This window comes from Salinicola lusitanus (genome assembly GCF_003206045.1).
Taxonomy (GTDB): Bacteria; Pseudomonadota; Gammaproteobacteria; order Pseudomonadales; family Halomonadaceae; genus Salinicola; species Salinicola lusitanus.
The window spans coordinates 50,665-67,931 of sequence record NZ_PZJM01000003.1; the positions used below are offsets into that span (position 1 = coordinate 50,665).

Here is a 17,267-nt window from a genome sequence, read left to right on the forward strand (position 1 = left end):
GTTACCCATGAAGATCTCACAGCTGGATCATCTGGTGCTGACGGTCGCCGATATCGATGCGACCTGCGATTTCTACGGTCGTGCGCTGGGGATGAAGCGGATCGCCTTCGGCAACGGGCGTAGCGCGCTCGTCTTTGGCCAGCAGAAGATCAACCTGCACCGTCACGGCCAGGAATTCGAACCCAAGGCGCACCGCCCCACGCCGGGCTCGGCGGATCTCTGCTTCCTCAGCGACACACCGCTGGAGCAGGTGATCACCCACCTCGAGACCGAACAGATCACGCTCATCGAAGGTCCGGTGGATCGGACCGGCGCCACCGGCCCGATCCGTTCCGTCTACGTTCGCGACCCTGACGGCAACCTGATAGAGATCGCCAATCGCATGGAGGAGCCTGGCAATGAATGACCTGACCCATGATCGAACGCGAGAACTGGCAGGCTTTCTGGCCGAGCTTAGTTACCCCCACATCCCGCAAGCGGTCGTCGAGCGCTGCCAGGCCTACTACCTGGACTGGCTGGGCTCGGCATTGGCCGGCAAGAACCACGCACCGATCCCGCTGTTCGAGCAGTACAGCCAACTCATGGGGCCGAGTGATGGAGGCTGCCAACAGTTGACCGACCGGCGCATGACGTCGCCGCACTTCGCCGCCCTCGTCAACGCGGCCGCCTCGCATGTGGTCGAGCAGGACGATCTGCACAACAGCTCGGTGCTTCACCCGGCGACCGTGGTCTTTCCTGCCGCCCTCGCCACCGCCCAGGACCTGGGCAGCAGCGGCGAGGCGCTGATCACCGCCGCCGTGGCCGGTTACGAAGCGGGCATTCGGATCGGCGAGTTTCTGGGTCGCTCCCACTACCGTGTCTTCCATACCACCGGCACCGCCGGGACGCTGGCCGCCGCAGTGGCCGCAGGCAAGCTCATGGAACTCGACACCGACGGTTTCGTGAACCTGCTCGGCAACGCCGGCACCCAGGCGGCGGGGCTATGGGAATTTCTGCGCGACGCCGCCGATTCCAAGCAGTTGCACACGGCCAAGGCAGCCTCCGATGGTCTCCTTGCCGCCTACATGACCCACAGCGGCCTGACCGGTGCCAGGCATATTCTCGACGGCCCCCAGGGAATGGCTGCCGGGATGTCGACCGATGCCGATCCGAGCCGGCTGACGGATCGTCTCGGCGAGCGCTGGGCGCTGGTCGAGACGTCGTTCAAGTTCCATGCTTCCTGCCGGCATACGCATCCGGCGGCGGACGCCCTGCTGGCATTGATGCAGCGAGAAGCGCTGACCCACGACGCCATCGAGAGCGTCACGGCGAGAGTCCATCAGGCGGCGATCGACGTGCTCGGACCGGTGGTCGACCCGCGCACCATTCATCAGGCCAAGTTTTCGATGGGGAGCGTGCTGGGGTTGATCGCGGTTCATGGCGACGCCAGCCTGGCCAGCTTCCGGGATCACGCCCTGCAGGACGAGGCGGTGGCCAGTTTCCGCCAGCGTGTGTCGATGGTACTGGACCCGGAGGTGGATGAGGCCTACCCCCGACGTTGGCTGGGTCGGGTCGAGGTCACGACCCGCGACGGCCGCCGCTTGAGCGCGGCCATCGATGAACCCAAGGGCGATCCGGGCAACACCCTGAGCCGGGAAGAGCTGGAGGCGAAGTTCCGCCGCCTCGTGACCTTCTCGGGTGCCGCCGACGATGACGAAGTCGTCAGGCTGATCGCCCACGCCTGGCACCTGCCCTCGGTGGCACGCCTCGAGCCACTGCTGTGAGCCGGCGACCCGCCGGCATCGCATCTCCATTTCGCGAACAGGATCCCTCATGACTGCTCAACCGCCTCGTCCGCTGGATGGCATTACCGTCGTCAGCCTGGAACACGCCATCGCCGCGCCCTTCTGTACCCGCCAGCTCGCCGACCAGGGGGCTCGGGTGATCAAGGTCGAACGCCCCGGTGTCGGCGATTTCGCCCGCGGTTACGATGAGCGGGTTCACGGCCTGTCGTCGCACTTCGTCTGGACCAACCGGTCGAAGGAGAGCCTGACGCTCAACCTCAAGCACGAGGCTGCCGCGCCGATTCTCGACGATCTGCTCGGCGAGGCGGACGTGCTGGTGCAAAACCTGGCGCCCGGGGCCGCTGCCCGAATGGGGCTCGGCTTTGATGCATTGCACGCGCGCTTCCCCAGGCTGATCGTGTGCGACATCTCCGGCTATGGTGAAGGCGGCCCCTACGAGACCAAGAAGGCGTACGACCTGCTGATCCAGAGCGAGGCAGGATTTCTCTCCGTCACCGGCGGCCCGGAGCCCGATGCCATGGCCAAGGCGGGCTGTTCGGTCGCCGATATCGCCGCCGGCATGTACGCCTACAGCAACATCCTTGCCGCGCTGCTGCTTCGCGGACGGACCGGCGAGGGCTCGCACATCGATGTCTCGATGCTGGAGAGCCTGGTCGAGTGGATGGGTTATCCGATGTACTACGCCTTCGACGGCGCCACACCACCGCCTCGCGCCGGCGCGTCCCACTCCACCATCTACCCCTATGGCCCCTTCCCGACCGGCGACGGCGGCACGGTCATGCTGGGACTGCAGAACGAGCGCGAGTGGCAGCTGTTCTGCGAGAAGGTGATGGAACAGCCTGCGCTGGCCGCGGACGAGCGCTTCGATGCCAACTTCAAGCGCTCGGCCAATCGCGCCGCCCTGCGCGAGCTGATCGACACGGTCTTCGCCGAACTCACGGCGGAGCAGGTGATCGCCCGTCTCGATCAGGCCCAGATTGCCAATGCCCACGTCAACGACATGGCCGGTGTGTGGAACCATCCGCAGTTGGCCGCGAGAGATCGCTGGCGCGACGTGATCACCCCTGGCGGGCAGGTGCCGGCAGCGTTGCCGCCCGGGCGCAATGCAGCGTACGAGCCACGCATGGACGCGGTCCCCGCATTGGGCGAACACAGCGCGACTATCCTCAGGCAGTTGGGCTACGCCGACGAGGAGGTGAACACCCTGCGCCAGGCCGGTACGATCTGACGGGTACCGCCCGAAGACCGGCTGACACCCGCCATCCATCGCTCACGCAGCCATTCATCCACCACGCATTCGCCACCGCAAGGAATCGGCTCATGACCTTGACCACCCCACCTCGCTCGGCCCTGTTCGTGCCGGCCAATCGCCCCGAACGCATTCCCAAGGCGCTGGCCAGCGGCGCCGACATCGTTATCGTCGATCTGGAGGATGCGGTCGCGCCAGCAGCGAAGCCGATGGCCCGTCAGGCGCTGGGTGACTTTCTCGAGACGGCATCGCCGGGCACCGTCTGGGTGCGGATCAATGCCGCGGACACCGATGATTTTCTCGAGGATCTCGCGTTATGCCATGACCGGCCGGGCATCGCCGGGCTCGTCGTTCCCAAAGCGGAAAGCACCAGGAGTCTGGCCCAGGTGGAGGCACTCGGCTACCCGATGATTCCACTGATCGAGAGCGCCAAGGGCCTGGACCATCTGGGAAAGCTGGCGCGGGTCGAGGGTGTCGTCCAGTTGAGCTTCGGCGCACTGGATCTCAGCCTGGACCTTGGCATCGAGCCGGGTAGCGAAGGGGGGAACTGGATGCTGGACCAGGCACGCTATCAGATCATCCTGCAGTCGCGCCTGGCCGGACTCGCGGCCCCCATCGAGACCGTGCATCCCGAATTCCGCGACATGGGAGTCATCCAGCGTGCCGCCAGGCGCGCCGTCGAGATGGGCTTTGCCGGCATGCTCTGTATCCACCCGAGCCAGGTCACGGTGGTCAACGACACGTTTCTGCCTACCGCCGACCAGTTGGCCTGGGCGAAGCGCGTGATCGCAGCGGCCGAGCAGGACGCGGGAGCCGGGCAGATAGACGGCCAGATGATCGACGCGCCGGTCATGGCCCGCGCCCGACGGCTCGTCGCCAGTGCCGACCGGGGCTGAAAGACCCTAACCGAAACAGTTGGCGGCGAGCATTACCAGCGCGCCGCCAGCTCATGCAATCTCGCTGTCCTGGCGACGATGATCCACGTTAACTTCTGTGACCTCGAGCTTGACTGCCGCGGCAACCTGCTGGAATAGCCGCGATCCTGCGACGATGATTGGGCATGAAATTCCATCGACGACGGGCCATGATCTGCACTTCAAAGAATTCATGAAAATAGCATTACTATTTGAATTCAATAGAATTTCTGTTTTTGACATTATATCAAAACCGGCACTCTCCAACTCTCCAGCTCCGACTTTTTAAACTTTTTAAACCAGAGAAAAGCGTTATCTTTATCGCCCTAATGGTCCCGAGTCCCGCCGAAGGTTGAATATACGAATCGAGATAATTATCCGCATACTCCGCCTGGCATCGCTAATAAGGCGTTATGACAGACGCCAAGACGACAGAACAAACCCAGGAGTGAAATGCCATGTCCCTCATCAATCCAAAAACAGTATTTGGCGCGATCGGAGTTGCCATCCTGATGGGTGGCGTTGCGACTGCTCAGGCGCAGGATCCCATCGTCATCAAGTTCTCCCACGTCGTGGCCGAGAACACGCCCAAGGGCCAGGGCGCGAAGATGTTCGCCGAGGAAGTGAAGGAGAAGCTCGGCGACCGGGTCAAGGTCGAGGTCTATCCCAACTCATCGCTCTACGGCGATGGCAAGGAGATGGAAGCATTGCTGCTCGGCGACGTGCAGATGCTGGCCCCCTCGCTCGCCAAGTTCGAGCAGTACAGCCCCAGCCTGCAGCTCTACGACCTCCCGTTCCTGTTCGACGACATCAATGCGGTCGACCGCTTCCAGCATTCCGACGCCGGCCAGGGCCTGCTCGACTCGATGCAGGATCGCAACATCCAGGGGCTGGCCTATTGGCACAACGGCATGAAGCAACTCTCTGCCAACAAGCCGCTGCGCGAACCCAAGGATGCCCGCGGCCTCAAGTTCCGCGTACAGGCTTCCGACGTGCTCGACGAGCAGTTCAAGGTGCTCCGCGCCGTTCCCCGCAAGATGAGCTTCGGCGAGGTGTACCAGGCGCTGCAGACCGGGGTGGTCAACGGTCAGGAGAACACCTGGTCGAACATCTATAGCCAGAAGATGCACGAAGTGCAGCCCTACATCACCGAGTCCAACCACGGCATCATCGACTACATGGTGATCACCAACGCCGACTTCTGGAACGGACTGCCGGACGATATCCGCAGCCAGTTGGAAGAGATTCTCGCCGACGTCACCACGAAGGTGAACCAGCAGGCCTACGACCTCAACCAGCAAGCCAAGCAGTCGATCATCGACGCCGGCACCAGCGAGATCATCCAGTTGACGCCGGAAGAGCGCGAAGACTGGCGCGAAGCGGTTCGTCCGGTATGGAAGATGTTCCAGGACGACATCGGTGAAGACCTGATCGAGGCTGCCCAGGGCGCCAATCAGTCCGATACCGCCCAATCTGAAACCTCCCAGTAACCGAGCCGACCATGACACGTTTCCTGCGTGCCTGGGCGCATCTGGAGGAGGGCCTGGTGGCCTTCCTCCTCGCCCTCATGACCTTGGTGACCTTCAGCTACGTGATGGTCAATAACCTCTATACCGTCTTCTATGATGCAGCGGATCTGTTTCCGTTCGCGGAAACGCCGCTCTTCGCGATTGGCGATTTCATCATCGACCTGGCCCAGGAGATGACCTGGAGCATTGCCCTGACCAAGGCGTGCTTCGCCTGGCTGATCTTCCTGGGGATCGCCTACATCGTGCGCATCGGCGCCAACATCGGCGTCGATCTGATCGTCAGACTGCTGCCGGAGCGTGCGCGACGTGGGGTCGGCATTCTGACGTGCCTGATCTGTATCGCCTATACCGCGCTGTTCGCCGTCTCCAGTTACAGCTGGGTCATGGCGCTGATGCGGGCCGGCATCGGTGCCGAGGATCTCGACCAGTACGGGGTTCTGCAGTGGCACATCACGATCATCGTGCCGATCGGCTTCACCCTGGTGCTGATCCGCCTGATCGAGGTGCTGATCCGGATGCTGCGCGGCCAGCAGATCACCATGGAACTGAGCAACGAGTCCACCGACGCCCTGAAGCTCCAGGACGAAGCCGGCACTGAGGAGAAGCCGACATGACCATCGCCTTTCTGTTCGTGGTGCTCTTCGGCCTGCTCTTCCTCAACGTGCCGATCGCGTTCTCGCTGGGCATCGCCAGCTCGCTGACCATCATGCTGTTCAGCCAGGATTCGCTGAGCTCGCTGGCCATCAAGCTGTTCGAGACCTCCGAACATTACACCCTGCTGGCGATCCCGTTCTTCATCCTCGCCGGCGCCTTCATGACCAGCGGCGGCGTGGCGAAACGCCTGATCAATTTCGCCAATGCCTGCGTCGGCCATATCCGCGGCGGCCTGGCAATCGCCTCGGTGCTCGCCTGCGTGATGTTCGCGGCCCTTTCGGGTTCCTCCCCGGCCACGGTCGCTGCCGTCGGTTCGGTGGTCATCGCGGGGATGGCGCGTTCCGGCTACACCAAGGATTTCGCCACCGGCATCGTCTGCAACGCCGGCACCCTGGGCATCCTGATCCCCCCCTCGATCGTGATGGTGGTCTACGCCACGGTCACCGAAAGCTCCGTCGGCAAGATCTTCGTCGCGGGCATCGTGCCCGGCCTGTTGCTGGGCCTGATCCTGATGGTCGCGATCTACATCGTCGCGCGGATCAAGAAGATGCCGGCGCTGCCGCGGCCGTCGGTCGGCGAGTTCCTCGCCACCGCCCGCAAGGCGAGCTGGGGATTGCTGACCATCGTGATCGTGCTGGGCGGTATCTACGGCGGGTTCTTCACGCCCACCGAAGCCGCCGCCGTGGCCGCGGTCTATGCCGGTTTCGTCGCGCTGTTCGTCTATCGCGACATCACCCTCAGGCAGTGTCCCGGCGTGCTGCTCGACGCCGCCAAGCTCTCGGTGGTGCTGATGTTCATCATCGCCAACGCGATGCTGTTCGCCCATGTACTGACCACGGAGCAGATCCCGCAGACCATCACGGCCTGGGTCGTCGAGCAGGGTTTCTCGCCGATCACCTTCCTGCTGGTGGTGAATATCGTGCTGCTGGTGGCGGGGTCGTTCATGGAACCCTCGGCGATCATCCTGATCCTGGCCCCGATCCTGTTTCCGGTCGCCACCCAACTGGGCATCGACCCGATCCACTTCGGCATCATCATGGTGGTCAACATGGAGATCGGCCTGGTGACGCCACCGGTAGGCCTGAACCTGTTCGTGGCGTCGGCCGTCACCGGCATGCCGCTGACCCGCACGATCCGGGCCGCAACGCCGTGGCTGTTCCTGCTGCTGGGCTTCCTGCTACTGGTGACCTACGTGCCCTTCCTCTCGCTCGGCCTGCCGAACTGGCTGGGAATGCCTTAGCGGACGAGACGAGCCATCACAGCATGCCATTGTCGAGGGCGCCGTCACGGCGCCCTCTCTCTTGGCGGGCAGCCGCACTCCCCGCGCGTTCCGACCTCGTTGCCCGACCCATCGAGAGCGACTACTTCAGCCACCAGGACAGGATCAGCAGCAGCAGCAGCACGGTGGCGATGGCCTGCCACACGTTAGCCGGCTCCCGCCACGGCCGCCGCCCCTCTTCGTCGCCTTTCGGTGCGGGGCGGAGATGGTAGGCAAGCTCCGTGATCCGGCGGAACCTCAGCGCCCGCAGCGGATCGAGCGAGCGGCGCAGCGCGTCGTCGAGATCGCCGCTGATCGCCGGGTTGCTCAACTGCGCGCGGCGATAGGTCATCTGCTCCAGGTCGGTATGGCTACGCAGATGATTGGGCAGGAGGGTATAAGGCAGGTGGCCGGTGAGCATCCAGTAGATGGTGGAAGCCAATGAATACTGGTCGCTGCGCCGACCGACCTCGGTGTCCAGCGCATACTCCGGCGCGCTGTGTTCGGTCAGCCCGACCTGACGCGCGAGTTGACGTGCCTCGCCCAGGGCGTCGCCCTCGCGCTTGTGGCAGGCGCCGAAATCGGTCAGCAGCAGGTTGCCATGCCGGTCGATCAGGATGTTGTCGGGGTGAATGTGCTGGTGCAGCACGTCGTGGCGGTGTAGCGCCTGCACGGCCTTGACCAGTTGCCGCGCGATCTCGAGACGCTGCTCGAGACTGGCCTGGGGGTGCCGTCCCAGCCACTCGGTCAGCGTCTCGCCATCGACGTAGCTCATCAGATAGTAGAGATAACGGCGGGGCCGAGCCGGCTCCATCACCTTGACCACGAACGGCGAGTTGACCCTTTCGACGACCCACTGCTGCAAGCCGAAGTGCTCGAGATAGACGTTGCGCGTGGAGAGCTCGGGGCTGGGCGCTTTCATCACCATCTCGCGGCCGCTGCGCACATCGCGCACCCGGTAGAGCCGCGCCTTGGCGGTCCGGGAGAGCACATCGACGATCTCCAGGCCGTCGAGCCGTTCGCCCTTGGCCAGCTCCGGCGGCACCGGCAGATGGTGATAGACCCGCGGCGGCTCGTCCGGTTCGTCGTCCGAGAGCCGGTCGACACGTACCAGCTGAAAACAGAACTGGTTGGCGTTGTAGCCGCGCTCGATCGCCCGCTGGTTGGCCGCCTCGGCAAGCCGCTCGCAGGCGGCGTCCAGATCGCTGACATCGGCCCGGATCAGTTGCACGTACTCCGACGGCACCAGGGTGCCGCGGACCGCCTGGGTCATGAACAGGAACAGATCGCCCTGCTTGAGCGAAAAGGTCGAGTAGTCGATGTCCACGTGGCCATCCATCCCCAGCGCCCGGGAGGGGTAGCGATACCCGCCCAGGTCGGTGACGTGATCCCGGGTCAGTTGCTCGAACTCCGCGCCCCGGATGCGGTAGACCAGGGTATCGCCCATGTGGAACAGGTGAGCGTCGTGCTGATGAAAGATCATCGCCGACAGCGAGCAGATGTAACTCCCCCCTTCGATATAACCGCTCTGGCTGTGACACCAGCTGTTCAGGGCACGCAGTACGCGGGTCGCGGAGGTCTTGATGTCCCAGTGCTCGGGAGTCGAGTAGTAGTCGGCGAGGAACCCCCGCACACTGAGATCGCCGGCCTGCTTGGCGATCGAGTTGCGCCAGGTGGAGTCGCTGATCAGCGCACAGCCACCCTTGGAGACCAGCTGCTCGCCCTGGGGGATCTGAACCGACATCGAGCTACGATGACGATGCAGATCCGGTGCGACGAAGGCCTGACCGTAGGTCAATGACAGTGAGCTTTTCGACAACGGCTTTCTCCCGGTTGATCGACGAAGGCGACGGATGCTCCTGTCCCGGGACCGACACCTCCGGTGACATCGGCGTCTCCGCGTCGAGGTTTTCGGATGGCGGTTCTTGGCCCGGGTTGGTAATCGGCCTAGCCTATTCGTATAATTCCCCGGATTTTCGCCCGCTGGTGTTCAACCTGCAAACCGCAAGGACTCAACGATGAGTTTCGACAAGATTCCCGCCGGAAAGGATCTCCCCAACGACGTGTACGTGGCGATCGAGATTCCCGCCAACCACGCGCCGATCAAGTATGAAATCGACAAGGAGATGGACGCGCTGGTGGTCGACCGCTTCATGGCCACCCCGATGTTCTATCCGGCCAACTACGGTTTCATCCCGAACACGCTGGCCGATGATGGCGACCCCCTCGACGCGCTGGTGGTCACGCCCTACCCGGTCCAGCCCGGCAGCGTGATCCGCGCCCGCCCGGTGGGTGTGCTCAACATGTCGGACGAAGCCGGCGAGGACGCCAAGCTGGTCTGCGTGCCCCATGAGAAACTGAGCGCGCTCTACGACGACGTGCACGAGGTCACCGACCTGCCGGAGCTGCTGCGTCAGCAGATCGCCCACTTCTTCGAGAACTACAAGGATCTCGAGAAGGGCAAGTGGGTCAAGATCGACTCATGGGACGGCGCCGACGCCGCCCGCAAGGCGATCGAGAAAGCCGTCAGCGCCTACGAGAACGAGTAAGCGTCACGCCCTCGGGTCTCCGTTCGCGGCACTGACGAAAAACGCCGCCCCGGCATCCAGCCCGGGGCGGCGTTTGACGTTGTGGCGCAGGCTCTGAGGGAGTGTTTACAAAATGCCTGCGCTCGGCGATACGGCGTTGAAATCGGCCTCGTACGCGAGCCCGGTCAAAATGCTCATTTACCCCGTGTCAACTGGAACGCCAGCCCGGTCCTTTTTTCGACCGATTTCGCCTTCTCCTGCCTTCGCTCGTCGAATTTGTAAACACCCTCTGGGACCCGGCGATCAGAGCTGATTGCGGATCTTCTCGACGAGCTGGGAAGCCCGCACCGTGTAGTTGGCCATCATCAGCGAGTGGTTGGCGAATAGTCCAAATCCGGAGCCATTGAGGATCACCGGGCTCCAGACGCGGGCCTGAGAGCTCTCCAGCTCCGCCACCAACTGGTCGAAATCGCCACCGACGCCGCTGCTCTCGATCACGTCGGCATAGTCGATCCTGGCGGCCTGCAGCAGTTGCGCCAGCGCCCAGGTGGTGCCGCGCGCCTCGAAGAACACGTTGTCGATGCGAAGCCAAGGCGTGCTGTCCGTCTGCTGGTCGCCATTCGGCGACTGGCCGACGTTGGCGGCCAGGTGCTGGGTCTGGGTCTGCAGCCGCTGCTGGACCTGGCCCAGCCACTCCGCCAGCGCGGCGGAGTCGGGCGCTGCCGCCGGCTCGGTCGAGGCGGCCGCATCCTGGGTCGGGGCGCCCGGCCCGGCACTGTTTTCCAGTGCGGTGAAGGCTTCGCCCAGGTTGTTGCGCGCCGATTTCAGCAGGGTCTCGGACGCCGGCCAGCGCCAGCTGTCCAGATCGCCGCCAAGCGACTCGTTGGCCTGGTTCAACGGCGCACTGCCGACGCTCAACGCACCGCCCAGCATGGCGACCGCGTCGCGAACCTGCCGCGTGACGCCCTTCTCCCAGTTGGGCATGTTGTCGAGCCACAATCCCGGGGGCATGACGTCATTGCGCAGGTAGCCGCCAGGCTTGTGGAGCAGCGTATCGAGAATCGAGATATTGGTGGCCAACAAGGCTTCGCCAGGCGGCACCGGTTGCGCCTCTCCGCCGGTATCGACACTCTGGGGGAAGCCCCGCTGCATCTCGACCGCCTGTCTCGGGTCCGTGGGCGCGGGCGTCCAGCTCCACCAGATACCGAGCACGATACAGACCAGCAGGTAGATGACGACCAGCGCCACCAGCGGCTTCCAGATCCAGCCGTACTGGGGCGTCTCGAGAACCTCGGTACGCGACAGTGGCGCCTTGTTCCTGCGAAATAGAGCCATGGACGATCCTTGTCATTTCGGGAGGTTGGAAATCATGTCGAGAAAGGCCGCCTGCGGCAGCCAGGCCCGACCGGAAACGGGTTGGGAGACGATATGACTCTATCCTATCATGCTCCCCGTGACGCGCAGCCCGCCTTTCGCTGCATGCCGGGCCTAGCCCACCGACGCGATCGATGGCACTTTTCCGTCACCAAGCGATCGAAAGACGCGTCGTTTCACGCGGCTTTGTCACCACCGCCCAGATCGTCAGGGCCAAGCCTCATTCGTCGTCGGGATACCCATTAGAGCATGTCGCGTTTCTACCGGTTGGTTTTGCTGTTTTGCTGCTGTCTGTCAGCACCGCTGGGCGCCGCCCACGCCGATCTCCTCCAACGGGAGCGCCAGCCCCTGTTCGCCCAGGGCAACGCGCAGTTTCTGGCCGTCGACCAGGCGTTCCACGCTTACGCCTGGCATGACGATGAGCGCGTCTATGTCGGCATCCGCAATGAACCCGGCCACTATCTCTATCGCCACCGCTTTGCGCTGGAGAGCCGCCAGCCCGGCGTGACGCTGGGCACGCTCGAGCTGCCGCCGGGAGAGTTCAAGCACGACCCGTATCTGGGCGACGTGCATGTCTTCCACGACCAGGTCGAGATCAGCGCACCGCTGTCGAAGGTCGAGGACGCCGCCGATACCGGAGGTTCGATCCCCGTCATCCTCACCTTCCAGGGCTGCGCCGACGCCGGACTCTGCTACCCCCCCGAACACTGGACGCTGGAGGCCAAGGCCGGCCCACCGCCAGCGGCATATACCGACGCGACCCGTGACGCCAAGTCGTCGCCGATCGAACAGGCCGCCGGCAATCCGTTCTCGGCATCCGGCGATGACGCCCCGCTGGCCAACCCGGCCAGCCCCCCCGATAGCATCCGGTCGACCCCGGCTCCGATGCCTGCCGCCGGCGACGCACCGACGCTCGCCCATGCCAGTGCCGACGGCCGGTTCCGGTCACTGCTCGACGCGGGCATCGGCCTGGGTGCGCTGGGTCTCTTCTTCCTCGCCGGGCTGGGGCTGACCTTCACCCCCTGCGTGCTACCCATGCTGCCGATCCTGACCGCCATCATCGTGGGCCAGAACGCCCGACGCGGGCGCGCACTGGCACTGTCGGCGAGCTACGTTGCCGGCATGGCCGTGACCTTCACCCTGCTCGGCACCCTGATGGGCATGTTCGGCGCCTCGCTCAATCTGCAGGCCCGGCTTCAGTCGGGCTGGGTCCTGACCCCTTTCGCGTTGCTGTTCGCGCTGTTCGCGATCGCGATGTTCGGCGCTTTCGACCTGCGCCTGCCCAGTGCGGTCGGCCAGCGGATCGACGCTTGGCAGAACCGGCTCCAGCGCAGCGGCCCGGCGGGACTGGCAGCGGCCGGCGCCCTATCGGTACTGGTAGTGTCGCCGTGCGTTTCCGCGCCCTTGGCCGGCGCGCTGGTCTTCATCTCCACCACCGGCGAAACGCTGGGCGGCGCGTTGGCGCTGCTGGCACTGGCGCTGGGGATGGGCGTGCCGCTGATTCTGGTCGGCACCTTTGGTGGACAGTGGTTGCCGCGTACCGGCGCCTGGATGCAGGGCGTCAAGGCCGTGTTCGGCGTGATGCTGCTCGGCGTCGCCATCTGGCTGATCGAACGCTTGCTGCCGGGCCCTGTCGGCCTGCTGCTGTGGGGCGCGTTGACGCTGGGATGCGCGCTGGCACTCGGCGCTCTGGACACGCGGACCACTGCCGGCTGGCCACGGGCACGCCAGGCGGCGGGCTGGGCGCTGCTGGTGTGGGGCACGGCGATGATATGGGGCGCGGCCCAGGGCGGCGGAGACCCGTTGCGGCCCCTGGCCGGAACGGATGCCGAGGCGGCTGCCGACGTGACGCGCCCCGCCTTCCAGACCGTCGACGATCTCGATCAGCTCAATGCGGCGCTGGCCTCGGCCCGCGCCGCGGGGCGGCCGGTCATGGTCGACGTCAGCGCCGACTGGTGCATCTCGTGCAAGGTGATGGAGCAGCGGGTATTCCCCGCGCCAGCGGTGGCCGAACGCCTGGCCGACTTCACCCTGCTCCGCGCCGATGTGACCCGGGACGTGGCCGCCAGCCGAGACCTGCTCGACCGCTACGGCCTGTTCGGCCCACCGGGGCTGCTGTTCTTCGCCGGCGGGCAGGAGCTCCACGACGCTCGCGTTCAGGGCGAGATCGATGCCCCGGCACTGGCCAGTCACCTGGAAGCGTTACAGCAACGGCTGCGGGACGACGGGCCTGTCGGCCCGCCGCGAGACTCTTGACCGGTGGCAAGCCGCTCGCGGCCCATGGCTCGTGATCCGTGATCCGTGATCCGTGATCCGTGATCCGTGATCCGTGATCCGTGATCCGTGATCATGCATTACCGAACATCGTTCGATGGTCAGGGTGGACACTCTCAGTCTTTTTCGGCAAACTTCGACACCAACGAAAAACGGTGCGCCGACGACGCCATCTTGCAGCAAAGTGACGCGATCTCGGCAATTCACGAACGGGTTAACAGCGCAAGGACTGTCATGGCTAGACTCCTGGTTCTCAATGGTCCCAACCTGAATCTGCTCGGCACTCGCGAGCCGTCGGTATATGGCACGACCACGCTGGAGGATATCCGGGTGCGTCTGACCGAGCGGGCCCTGAGCGCCGGCCATCAACTCGAGTGGCTGCAATCCAACGCCGAACACGAGCTGGTCGAGCGCGTGCACCGCGCCCGGCAGGAGAACATCGATTTCATCCTGCTCAACCCGGCCGCTTTCACGCACACCAGCGTGGCGTTGCGCGATGCGCTGACCGGCGTCGATATCCCGTTCATCGAACTGCACCTCTCCAACGTGCACGCACGCGAGCCTTTCCGCGCCCACTCCTATTTCACCGATGTCGCCCGAGGCGTCATTGCCGGATTCGGTGCCGAGAGCTACACCCTCGCGTTGGAAGCCGCACTCTCGCAATTGGGTCGCAACTGACGCCCTTCACGCCCGTGAACACTCGCTGAAACGACACCGTCACCGTCAACTTTCACATTCAACCAACCCGAGACATCGCCATGGATATACGCAAGGTCAAGAAACTCATCGAACTCCTGGAAGAGTCCAACATCAGCGAAATCGAAATCCAGGAAGGCGAGGAGTCGGTTCGCATCAGCCGTCATCCCAATGGCTTCGGTGCCATGCAGCAGCCGATGTACATGCCGCAGTCCATGGCACCGGCGGCCCAAGGGCCCGGCCCGGTGGCCACGCCGGCCCCGGATCCTGCAGAGCCGGGCCCCGTGCAGCCCACGGGCCACGCCGTGACCTCCCCCATGGTCGGAACCTTCTATCGGTCGCCGGCGCCGGGCGCCAAGGCATTCGTCGAAGTCGGCCAGAGCGTCAAGAAGGGCGATACCGTTTGTATCGTCGAAGCGATGAAGATGATGAACCAGATCGAAGCCGACAAGGATGGCGTGATCGAAGCGATCCTGGTCGAGGATGGCGAGCCGGTCGAGTTCGACCAGCCGATGATCATCATCAACTAAGGCCACACGAGCGAAACCATCATGTTGGACAAGGTACTCATCGCCAACCGCGGCGAGATCGCCCTCCGTGTCCTGCGCGCCTGCAAGGAACTGGGGATCAAGACCGTCGCGGTTCATTCCAAGGCCGACCGGGAACTGATGCACGTGCGCCTGGCAGACGAAGCCGTCTGTATCGGCCCCGCCGCCTCGGCACAGTCCTATCTCAATATTCCCGCCCTGATCAGCGCGGCGGAAGTCACCGACTCGAGCGCCATCCACCCCGGTTACGGCTTTCTGTCCGAGAACGCCAACTTTGCCGAGCAGGTCGAGCGCTCCGGCTTCACCTTCGTCGGGCCGCGGGCGGAAACCATCCGCCTCATGGGTGACAAGGTCAGCGCGATCAACGCCATGAAGGCCGCCGGCGTGCCGACGGTGCCAGGCTCCGATGGCCCGCTGCCGGACGACGACGCCGAGATTCGCCGCATCGCCGGTCGTATCGGCTACCCGGTGATCATCAAGGCGGCAGCCGGCGGCGGCGGTCGCGGCATGCGCGTCGTGCGCAACGACGACGAGGTCGCCAAGGCAGCCAGCGTGACCCGTTCGGAGGCGGCGGCAGCGTTCGGCGACGGCACCGTCTATATGGAGAAGTTCCTCGAGAACCCCCGCCACGTCGAGGTACAGGTGCTGGCCGACGGCCAGGGCAATGCCATCCACCTCTACGACCGTGACTGCTCCCTTCAGCGTCGTCACCAGAAGGTGCTCGAGGAAGCGCCGGCACCGCACCTGGATCCCGAGGCGCGCGCCAAGGTGCTGAAGTCGTGCACCGATGCCTGTATCGAGATCAACTACCGGGGCGCGGGGACCTTCGAGTTCCTCTACGAGAACGGCGAGTTCTTCTTCATCGAGATGAACACCCGGGTCCAGGTGGAGCATCCCGTGACGGAGATGGTCACTGGCGTCGATATCGTCAAGGAGCAACTGCGTATCGCCTGCGGTCAGCCGCTATCGATCAAGCAGTCCGATGTCGAGCTTCGAGGCCATGCGTTCGAGTGTCGCATCAATGCCGAGGACTCACGCACCTTCATGCCCTCCCCCGGCAAGATCGACCTCTATCACCCGCCCGGCGGCCTGGGCGTGCGCATGGATTCCCACATCTATACCGGCTATAGCGTACCGCCCTACTACGATTCGCTGATCGGCAAGCTGATCACCTGGGGCGCGGATCGGGATATCGCCCTGATCCGGATGCGAAACGCACTCGACGAACTGCTGGTCGAGGGCATCAAGACCAATATAGACCTGCAGAAGGATCTGGTTCGCGATAGCGCCTTCCAGCGCGGGGGTGTCAACATCCACTATCTGGAGAAAAAGCTCGGGCTGAGCTGAACCCGAGCCCATCCCGGCGGGGCGGTCTATCCAGCGATAGCCCGCCCCGTTTTCGTCACCATCATCATTCCGGAGAGCGACCCATGGCGTGGCTACAACTCAAGGCATCCATCGCCCCCGAGCAGGCCGAGTGGCTGGAAGAGCTGCTGCTAGCCGAGGGTGCCAGCGCGATCACCCTGCAGGACGCTCACGACGAGCCGCTCTTCGAGCCCGACCGGGGAACCACGCCGCTGTGGCGAGAGACGGTACTTACCGGCCTCTACGACGATCTTCCCGGCGTCGAGGCGATGATCGAGCGTGTCCAGCGAGCCTGGTCCGAGGGATCTCCCGACGACCCCGCCCCGCAGATCGAGTACGAACTGTTGGCCGATCGCGACTGGGAGCGGGAGTGGATGGATGGCTTCGAGCCCCTGCAAATGGGTCACCGGTTGTGGATCGTGCCCAGTTGGCACCAGGCCCCGGACCCCGATGCCGTCAACCTGCTGCTCGATCCCGGCCTCGCTTTCGGCACCGGTACGCACCCCACCACGGCGCTCTGCCTCGGCTGGCTCGACGCCCAGGATGTCGCACAGCGACAGGTGCTGGATTACGGCTGTGGTTCCGGCATTCTAGCGATCGCCGCGCTCAAGCTCGGTGCCGACACCGCCGTCGGTGTCGATATCGACCCCCAGGCGCTGCAGGCGAGCCGGGACAACGCCGAACGCAACCAAATCGATGAGTCCCGCCTGATCCTGGACTATCCGGAAAGGATCGGACAGGGCCAGTTCGACGTGGTCGTCGCCAATATCCTCGCCGGCCCCCTGGTCGACATGGCGGCGACGATCGCCGAGCGGGTCAAATCCGGTGGCCACCTGGCCCTCTCCGGCATTCTGGCCACCCAGGCGGATACCGTGCTGGACGCCTACCGGGCCCAGGGCCTGTCGATGGACGAGCCCCGCGAGCGAGAAGGCTGGGTGCTGCTCACCGGGCATCGCGCGGCCTGAGTGTCGCTCGTCCGGTCCGCCGCAAGTCCCTCGCTGCTCGATTTCATGCCCGAGCGGCCTGACCTGAACGGCGTTCATGCACTCCCGGCGCGCTTTGCGGCTTAGGTCGTGAGTCGGCAAACAGCGCTT

Annotated in this window: 15 protein-coding genes; 13 read left to right on the forward strand and 2 right to left on the reverse strand. The window is 64.5% G+C overall.

Translation table 11 applies throughout. The features are described from left to right. Nucleotides 1–7: 7 nt before the first annotated feature. The 7 genes from DOM45_RS04040 to DOM45_RS04070 all read left to right on the forward strand — a co-directional run bounded on the left by DOM45_RS04040 (nt 8) and on the right by DOM45_RS04070 (nt 7,370). A complete protein-coding gene (locus tag DOM45_RS04040; protein WP_110598252.1) occupies nt 8–406 on the forward strand; it encodes a VOC family protein in 399 nt (132 codons plus the stop codon). Further along, nucleotides 399–1,763 carry an MmgE/PrpD family protein gene (locus DOM45_RS04045; protein ID WP_110598253.1) on the forward strand — a complete coding sequence of 455 codons (1,365 nt, stop codon included), beginning with the start codon at nt 399–401 and terminating at the stop codon, nt 1,761–1,763. Before DOM45_RS04040 ends, DOM45_RS04045 begins: the two co-directional genes overlap by 8 nt. A gap of 49 nt (nt 1,764–1,812) precedes the next feature. Beyond that, nucleotides 1,813–3,012 (forward strand): CaiB/BaiF CoA transferase family protein, encoded by a 1,200-nt coding sequence (locus DOM45_RS04050; protein ID WP_110598254.1) that lies wholly within the window; start codon nt 1,813–1,815, stop codon nt 3,010–3,012. A gap of 92 nt (nt 3,013–3,104) precedes the next feature. Beyond that, on the forward strand, nt 3,105–3,929 hold the full coding sequence (locus tag DOM45_RS04055) for an HpcH/HpaI aldolase/citrate lyase family protein (protein ID WP_110598255.1): 825 nt from the start codon (nt 3,105–3,107) through the stop codon (nt 3,927–3,929). 530 nt (nt 3,930–4,459) lie between these two features. Beyond that, entirely contained in the window at nt 4,460–5,437 is a 978-nt protein-coding gene (locus DOM45_RS04060; RefSeq protein ID WP_110598945.1) for a DctP family TRAP transporter solute-binding subunit, read from the forward strand. 11 nt (nt 5,438–5,448) lie between these two features. After that, nucleotides 5,449–6,090, forward strand: a complete 642-nt coding sequence (locus DOM45_RS04065) for a TRAP transporter small permease (protein WP_110598256.1) — start codon at nt 5,449–5,451, stop codon at nt 6,088–6,090. Beyond that, a complete protein-coding gene (locus DOM45_RS04070; RefSeq protein WP_110598257.1) occupies nt 6,087–7,370 on the forward strand; it encodes a TRAP transporter large permease in 1,284 nt (427 codons plus the stop codon). The genes DOM45_RS04065 and DOM45_RS04070 overlap by 4 nt, the downstream gene beginning before the upstream one ends. Nucleotides 7,371–7,491: 121 nt before the next feature. Here DOM45_RS04070 and DOM45_RS04075 read toward each other — a convergent pair whose 3' ends face one another. Beyond that, the gene (locus DOM45_RS04075) at nt 7,492–9,207 is read right to left on the reverse strand and encodes a bifunctional protein-serine/threonine kinase/phosphatase (protein WP_110598258.1); all 1,716 of its coding nucleotides are present in this window, start codon (nt 9,205–9,207) and stop codon (nt 7,492–7,494) included. 199 nt (nt 9,208–9,406) lie between these two features. Between DOM45_RS04075 and ppa the strand changes: the two genes are divergently transcribed. Beyond that, the gene (gene ppa / locus DOM45_RS04080) at nt 9,407–9,937 is read left to right on the forward strand and encodes an inorganic diphosphatase (RefSeq protein WP_110598259.1); all 531 of its coding nucleotides are present in this window, start codon (nt 9,407–9,409) and stop codon (nt 9,935–9,937) included. A 282-nt stretch (nt 9,938–10,219) separates the two neighbouring features. Here ppa and DOM45_RS04085 read toward each other — a convergent pair whose 3' ends face one another. Continuing rightward, complete coding sequence (locus tag DOM45_RS04085) at nt 10,220–11,251, reverse strand: DUF2333 family protein (RefSeq protein ID WP_110598260.1); 1,032 nt, start codon at nt 11,249–11,251, stop codon at nt 10,220–10,222. Nucleotides 11,252–11,539: 288 nt separating this feature from the next. Here DOM45_RS04085 and dsbD point away from each other — a divergent pair, with 288 nt between their 5' ends. The 5 genes from dsbD (at nt 11,540) to prmA (ending at nt 17,138) form a co-directional block, all read left to right on the forward strand. Then, a complete protein-coding gene (gene dsbD, locus DOM45_RS04090) occupies nt 11,540–13,546 on the forward strand; it encodes a protein-disulfide reductase DsbD (protein WP_110598261.1) in 2,007 nt (668 codons plus the stop codon). 252 nt (nt 13,547–13,798) lie between these two features. Continuing rightward, nucleotides 13,799–14,242, forward strand: a complete 444-nt coding sequence (aroQ, locus tag DOM45_RS04095; RefSeq protein ID WP_110598262.1) for a type II 3-dehydroquinate dehydratase — start codon at nt 13,799–13,801, stop codon at nt 14,240–14,242. Nucleotides 14,243–14,322: 80 nt separating this feature from the next. After that, nucleotides 14,323–14,790, forward strand: coding sequence for an acetyl-CoA carboxylase biotin carboxyl carrier protein (gene accB, locus DOM45_RS04100; RefSeq protein ID WP_110598263.1), 468 nt, complete (start codon nt 14,323–14,325; stop codon nt 14,788–14,790). Nucleotides 14,791–14,811: 21 nt separating this feature from the next. Then, nucleotides 14,812–16,155 carry an acetyl-CoA carboxylase biotin carboxylase subunit gene (gene accC / locus DOM45_RS04105; protein ID WP_110598264.1) on the forward strand — a complete coding sequence of 448 codons (1,344 nt, stop codon included), beginning with the start codon at nt 14,812–14,814 and terminating at the stop codon, nt 16,153–16,155. 83 nt (nt 16,156–16,238) lie between these two features. Beyond that, nucleotides 16,239–17,138 carry a 50S ribosomal protein L11 methyltransferase gene (gene prmA / locus DOM45_RS04110; RefSeq protein WP_110598265.1) on the forward strand — a complete coding sequence of 300 codons (900 nt, stop codon included), beginning with the start codon at nt 16,239–16,241 and terminating at the stop codon, nt 17,136–17,138. The last annotated feature ends 129 nt before the right edge of the window (nt 17,139–17,267 follow it).

Bases quoted from the DNA above. Each gene is read 5' to 3' on its own strand.
- DOM45_RS04055 (WP_110598255.1), top strand. From the start codon at position 3,105: ATGACCTTGACCACCCCACCTCGCTCGGCCCTGTTCGTGCCGGCCAAT.
- prmA (WP_110598265.1), top strand. From the start codon at position 16,239: ATGGCGTGGCTACAACTCAAGGCATCCATCGCCCCCGAGCAGGCCGAG.
- accC (WP_110598264.1), top strand. From the start codon at position 14,812: ATGTTGGACAAGGTACTCATCGCCAACCGCGGCGAGATCGCCCTCCGT.
- DOM45_RS04040 (WP_110598252.1), top strand. From the start codon at position 8: ATGAAGATCTCACAGCTGGATCATCTGGTGCTGACGGTCGCCGATATC.
- DOM45_RS04060 (WP_110598945.1), top strand. From the start codon at position 4,460: ATGGGTGGCGTTGCGACTGCTCAGGCGCAGGATCCCATCGTCATCAAG.
- DOM45_RS04045 (WP_110598253.1), top strand. From the start codon at position 399: ATGAATGACCTGACCCATGATCGAACGCGAGAACTGGCAGGCTTTCTG.
- DOM45_RS04070 (WP_110598257.1), top strand. From the start codon at position 6,087: ATGACCATCGCCTTTCTGTTCGTGGTGCTCTTCGGCCTGCTCTTCCTC.
- accB (WP_110598263.1), top strand. From the start codon at position 14,323: ATGGATATACGCAAGGTCAAGAAACTCATCGAACTCCTGGAAGAGTCC.
- DOM45_RS04050 (WP_110598254.1), top strand. From the start codon at position 1,813: ATGACTGCTCAACCGCCTCGTCCGCTGGATGGCATTACCGTCGTCAGC.
- dsbD (WP_110598261.1), top strand. From the start codon at position 11,540: ATGTCGCGTTTCTACCGGTTGGTTTTGCTGTTTTGCTGCTGTCTGTCA.
- aroQ (WP_110598262.1), top strand. From the start codon at position 13,799: ATGGCTAGACTCCTGGTTCTCAATGGTCCCAACCTGAATCTGCTCGGC.
- ppa (WP_110598259.1), top strand. From the start codon at position 9,407: ATGAGTTTCGACAAGATTCCCGCCGGAAAGGATCTCCCCAACGACGTG.
- DOM45_RS04065 (WP_110598256.1), top strand. From the start codon at position 5,449: ATGACACGTTTCCTGCGTGCCTGGGCGCATCTGGAGGAGGGCCTGGTG.
- DOM45_RS04085 (WP_110598260.1), bottom strand. From the start codon at position 11,251: ATGGCTCTATTTCGCAGGAACAAGGCGCCACTGTCGCGTACCGAGGTT.